2 protein-coding genes are annotated in these 1,505 nt (G+C 71.4%); one reads left to right on the top strand and one right to left on the bottom strand.

Annotated elements, in window-relative coordinates; genetic code table 11:
• Nucleotides 1-837: aminotransferase class III-fold pyridoxal phosphate-dependent enzyme (locus ACRDP3_RS21125; RefSeq protein ID WP_431518549.1), on the top strand; the 837-nt coding region annotated here is incomplete at its 5' end.
• A gap of 40 nt (nucleotides 838-877) precedes the next feature.
• Here the strand turns inward: ACRDP3_RS21125 and ACRDP3_RS21120 are convergent.
• The coding region (locus ACRDP3_RS21120; protein ID WP_431518548.1) for a PucR family transcriptional regulator at nucleotides 878-1,505 on the bottom strand (628 nt) is incomplete at its 5' end.

Below are 1,505 nucleotides of genomic sequence, written 5' to 3'. Positions count from 1 at the left end.
AAGGTGCCCAACACCAACATCTACCGGGCGCCCGTACACGGCGACGACCCGGTCGCCTTCGGACGCTGGGCCGCCGACCAGATCGAGCAGCAGATCCTCTTCGAGGGGCCGGAGACCGTCGCGGCGGTCTTCCTGGAACCGGTGCAGAACGCCGGCGGCTGCTTCCCGCCGCCCCCCGGCTACTTCCAGCGGGTGCGCGAGATCTGCGACCGGTACGGCGTACTGCTGGTCTCGGACGAGGTCATCTGCGCGTTCGGGCGGCTGGGCACCGTCTTCGCCTGCGACAAGTTCGGTTACGTGCCGGACATCATCACCTGCGCCAAGGGCATGACCTCCGGTTACTCGCCGATCGGCGCGGCCGTGGTCTCCGACCGGATAGCCGAGCCGTTCTGGAAGGGCGACAACACCTTCCTGCACGGCTACACCTTCGGCGGCCATCCGGTCTCATCGGCCGTGGCACTGGCCAACCTCGACATCTTCGAGCGCGAGGGCCTCAACCAGCATGTGCTGGACAACGAGGGGGCGTTCTCCGCGACCCTGCGCAAGCTGCTCGATCTGCCGATCGTCGGCGACGTACGCGGCGACGGCTTCTTCTACGGCATCGAACTCGTGAAGGACAAGGCCACCAAGGAGACCTTCACCGAGGAGGAGTCGGAGCGCATCCTCGAGGGCTTCCTGTCCACCGCACTCTTCGATGCCGGGCTCTACTGCCGTGCCGACGACCGCGGTGACCCGGTCGTCCAGCTGGCGCCCCCGCTGATATCCGATCAGAGCGTCTTCGACGAGGCCGAGCAGATCCTGCGCTCGGTGCTGACGGAGGCGTGGACGAAGCTGTGACCGGCGGGGCGCCGGGACTCACCGGCCGCCAGGGCACGCCCTAGCACCACTTGAGGGCGAACCACAGCTCCATCCGGACGTCCTGCTCGGCCAGGTCCTGGCCGAGCAGTTCGCCGATGCGGGCGATGCGCTGCCGGACCGTATTGCGGTGGATCTCCAGCGCCACCGCGGTACGGTCCCAACTGCCGTGCAGCGACAGCCACATACGCAGCGTCTCCACCAGTGCCGGGTGCTCCTCGAGCGGGCCGAGCCGGGTGCGGGCCAGTGCCCGCCCCTCCCGCGGCGCCACCAGTGAGGCCACGCCCGCCACCTCGTCGGTCCGCTGCCGTACCAGTCCGCGCCGTTCCGCCAGCGCGCGTCGCAGCGCCCGGGCGGCCTCGGCGTCACCGCGGGCGAGTTCGTCGGCGGGTACGGGCGCGCCCGCGCCCAGCGTCCAGCCCGGCTGCGCCTCGACCCGTCCGGCCGGGTCCGGCTGAGCCGGGTCCGTACCGTCCACGGCGGGACCGGGCACGAGGGCGCGCAGATCGTCGCCCGACAAGTCGATGAGGGTGGTGCCCAGCCCGGCCGCCAGACCGGCGGCCGTGAACGGGTCGTCGTACCCGCTCCCCGCCCGCGCGCCGCGCCGTGGGTGCCCGCGGCGCCGCCGCCCGTGCACCACCGTCCACTGT

It is taken from the genome of Streptomyces sp., from assembly GCF_050698815.1.
Taxonomy (GTDB): domain Bacteria; phylum Actinomycetota; class Actinomycetes; order Streptomycetales; family Streptomycetaceae; genus Streptomyces.
The sequence above is the reverse complement of the archived record's forward strand: the minus strand, read 5'-3'. Positions and strand labels throughout refer to the sequence as shown.